The 3,313-nt window shown below is 69.6% G+C and carries 4 protein-coding genes; 1 reads left to right on the top strand and 3 read right to left on the bottom strand.

Annotated features, from left to right (window positions below; all coding sequences use genetic code 11):
• Positions 1-113: 113 nt before the first annotated feature.
• From AB0K00_RS57615 to AB0K00_RS57605, 3 genes are all read right to left on the bottom strand, one after another.
• Positions 114-1,352: a sigma-70 family RNA polymerase sigma factor gene (locus AB0K00_RS57615; RefSeq protein WP_363540181.1), complete on the bottom strand. Its 1,239-nt coding sequence runs from the start codon at positions 1,350-1,352 to the stop codon at positions 114-116.
• 63 nt (positions 1,353-1,415) lie between these two features.
• Complete coding sequence (locus AB0K00_RS57610) at positions 1,416-1,787, bottom strand: YciI family protein (RefSeq protein WP_363540179.1); 372 nt, start codon at positions 1,785-1,787, stop codon at positions 1,416-1,418.
• A 33-nt stretch (positions 1,788-1,820) separates the two neighbouring features.
• The gene (locus AB0K00_RS57605) at positions 1,821-2,471 is read right to left on the bottom strand and encodes a DUF998 domain-containing protein (RefSeq protein WP_363540177.1); all 651 of its coding nucleotides are present in this window, start codon (positions 2,469-2,471) and stop codon (positions 1,821-1,823) included.
• Positions 2,472-2,621: 150 nt separating this feature from the next.
• Between AB0K00_RS57605 and AB0K00_RS57600 the strand changes: the two genes are divergently transcribed.
• Positions 2,622-3,047, top strand: a complete 426-nt coding sequence (locus AB0K00_RS57600; protein ID WP_363540175.1) for a hypothetical protein — start codon at positions 2,622-2,624, stop codon at positions 3,045-3,047.
• Positions 3,048-3,313 lie beyond the last annotated feature (266 nt).

Genomic DNA, 3,313 nt, shown 5'->3' with positions numbered 1-3,313 from the left:
GGGCAGCCGAATGTGAGAGCTACCCCGCCGATCACCTCGACCAAGCCTGGCCGGGCTGCGGTCGTACCGCCAATTAGATAAGTAGCCGATGAGCGGATGCCGGCCGACGATCGTCAGCTGAGACGGTGGGCTCGGCGTTGGAGGTACCGCTGTTCGACTTGGTTCTGGGTCAGGGCGGCTGCTTCGCGGTACCGCGCCGCCGCGCCGGCCGTGTCACCGGTCATCTCGAGCAGATGTGCGCGAACGGCGCGTTCGCGTTGCCGGGTCAGCGGTTCCTCGTCCAGATGGTAGCCCCGGTTGAGGTCGTCGAGCAGGGCAAGCCCCCGGGCTGGCCCGTACGCGTGCGCGACTGCGACCACCCGGCTCAGCCGTACCACCGCGGTCGGCTTGAGCCGTTCGAGACCCAGGTACAGTGCCGCGATCTGTGGCCAGTCCGTCCGGTCCGGCGACGCGGCCGCGGCGTGGACGGCCGCGATCGCCGCCTGTAGCTGGTACGTGCCGACCTCGCGCCGCCGCCAGGCGCTGTCGATCAGCTCGGTGCCCTCGCGGATAAGCCCGATATCCCACCGGGTCCGGTCCTGCTCGTCCAGCGGCACCAGCTCGTCGCCGTCGGTGCGGGCAGCGCGCCGCGACTCGGTCAGCAGCATCAGGGCGAGCAGCCCGGTCACCTCGGGGTCGTCCGGCAGGGAGTCGCGGAGCATGCGGGTCAGCCGGATCGCCTCGCGGGTCAGGTCCACGCGGGCGAGTTCGTCTCCGGTGGAGGCGGTGTAGCCCTCGTTGAAGATCAGGTAGAGCACCTGCATGACGGCGTTCATCCGGCTGTCGCGGTCGGCGTTGGTCGGCGGGGTGAACCGGGCGCCGGCACGAGCCAGGTGCTGTTTGGCGCGGCTGATCCGGGCGCCCATGGTGTTCTCGGCCGTCCCGTAGGCGTGTGCGATCTCCGTGGTTGTCAGGCCGCCAACCGCGCGCAGGGTGAGCGCCACCTGAGAGGTGGGGCTCAGCGCGGGGTGGCAGCACAGCAGCAGGAGCGTGAGACTGTCGTCGGTTTCCGGCGCGGGGCGCGCCCGTCGGGCCGGGTCCTGCATCGCCAGCTCGCTCATGCCGGCGTGCCGTTCGCGGCGGCGTCGGGCCTCGTCGGTGCGGAGCAGGTCGACCATCCGCCGATACCCGATCCGGATCAGCCAGCTGCGCGGGTTCTCCGGCACGCCGTCCGTCGGCCACGCCCGGCTCGCGACGAGCAGCGCTTCCTGCACCGCATCCTCGGCGGTGTCGAATTGGCCGAAGCGCCGCACCAGCGCGCCGAGGACCTGCGGTGCCTCGGTGCGTAGCAGGTCCTCGATGTCAGGCGTCACGCCGGTACCGCCGTTTGTATTCCCTCCCGGTCTGTCGCCGTCCGGCGACGCTGGATGCGGGGGTCACGCCGCGAAGTCCGCGCCCATGATCGGCCGGATCTCCATCGGCTCGCCCAGAACTTCGACCATTCGCGAGACGATCTCGACGGCGCGCTCGTGACTGCCCACGTCGATCACCGCGAAGCTGGCCAGGACCTCCTTGAGCTCGACGAACGGGCCGTCGGTGGCCATCACGCCGGTCGGGGTCTTGCGGATCGTGGTACTGACCGCCGGGTGACCGAGTCCCTCGCTGCTGACGAACTCGCCGGTCTCGATCAGCTCCTGTTCGAACCGCTGGTACGCGGCGAACGCGGCCAGCGCCTCCTCGGACGGGGTGTCGGCGGTCGCGGCGTCCCAGGCGGCGGCCGGCGTGTAGCTGAGCAGCAGATACTTCATGGTCATCCTCGTGCTCGCAGGGCTCGGATCACGCTACGCCGCCCAGCTCGAACGGCGCAGGGAGACGGCGACGGCCGTCGTCCAGGTGAAGGCGACCAGGCCGTTCACGGCGATCTGGATGCTCATGTGACTCGGCGACATCGGCATCAGCAGGATGAGCGCAGCGAGGCCGTTCAACACCGCCGGCAGGGCAGCCCGACGGCGGGCCTGACGAATGGCCAGCACGATGGCGGCGGCAGCCAGCGCGGTGAAGGCGATTGCGGCCGCCGCCGAGTGCGCGACGCTGTGCCAGGACATCTCGCCGACCGGCCCGTCAGAAGTCCCTACCGGGAAGCCGTACTCCGGATCCATGGTGAACACCCCCGCCGCGACGAGCCCGGCACCGAAGATCCCGACGAAGATCGGCAGCACTCGCCGACCGGTGCCCTCGGTGAGCGCGCGTCGGACACCGACGGCGAGGGCGATCCCGCCGAGGCCGGCGAGCACGAACGTGGTGATCTGGATCCAGCCGAGACCTCCGGTGGCCAGCTGGCTGATCGGGTGCCGCGTGATGTCGTAGCCGTCCCGGGTGAGCATCTGCGTCACGGCCGAAGCGAAGAAGACCGGTCCGGCGAGGCTGCCGGCGAGGAGCAGCCGGTCGGACGAGCGGCGGACGGCGGGAACGGTGGCGGCGGTGGTGGCCATGACTTCCTCCGTGGTGGGTACTTGCCGCTACCTCGTGGCCGCACCGCGAACCTTGACGCTCAGGCTGGGTGACCTGGGTCACATCGCGTCGATGTCAAAGCCCGGACGTCGCCGCCGAGGTACCGGCACGCACCCACCGAGGAGGACACGATGTCTGAGAACACCCAGCCGAGCGCCGAACTGACCGCCCTGGACCGTCTGGTCGGCACCTGGTCGGTGACCGGCGGCGCCGAGGGAACCGTGCGGTACGAGTGGATGGCCGGCCGGTTCTTCCTGCTTCAGCACGTCGAACTGAGCCAGTTCGGCCAAGCCGTCACCGGGCTGGAAGTCATCGGCAACCTACACCCGTTCGGTGAGCCGGCCGGCGCCGACGTGGTGTCGCGGTTTTACGACGCGGCCGGCAACACATTCGACTACGTCTACGAACTCGTCGGCGACAAACTGACCATCTGGGCCGGGGCGAAAGGCAGCCCGGCCTACTACGAGGGCACGTTCAGCGCCGACGACACCACAGTCACCGGCGAATGGAACTACCCCGACGGAGGCGGCTACGCCTCCGCCATGACCCGGATCTGAGATCGGAAGGCCGCAGTGACCCGGCCGTCCCGGACGTCCGGATCTGCCGCAGGTCTCGCGCGGCGGCCGACTCAGAGATCGTCACGCTTCGTTGCGGCGAGTTCGGTACGTCGAACCGCAGCAGCGGCGCTCGCTCATGGCACCCCTCTATGTCAAGAGGCGGCCAGGAGTGGTGTTCTAGAGTGGGTTCTGGCGGGTCCGGGAAGTGGCTTCTCCGAAGTGCCGGCTGTCGGGATTGAGCTGGCCGCGCTGGATTGCAGAGTCGC

This window comes from Dactylosporangium sp. NPDC049525 (genome assembly GCF_040676755.1).
In the GTDB taxonomy this organism is placed as follows: Bacteria; Actinomycetota; Actinomycetes; order Mycobacteriales; family Micromonosporaceae; genus Dactylosporangium.
The sequence above is the reverse complement of the archived record's forward strand: the minus strand, read 5'-3'. Positions and strand labels throughout refer to the sequence as shown.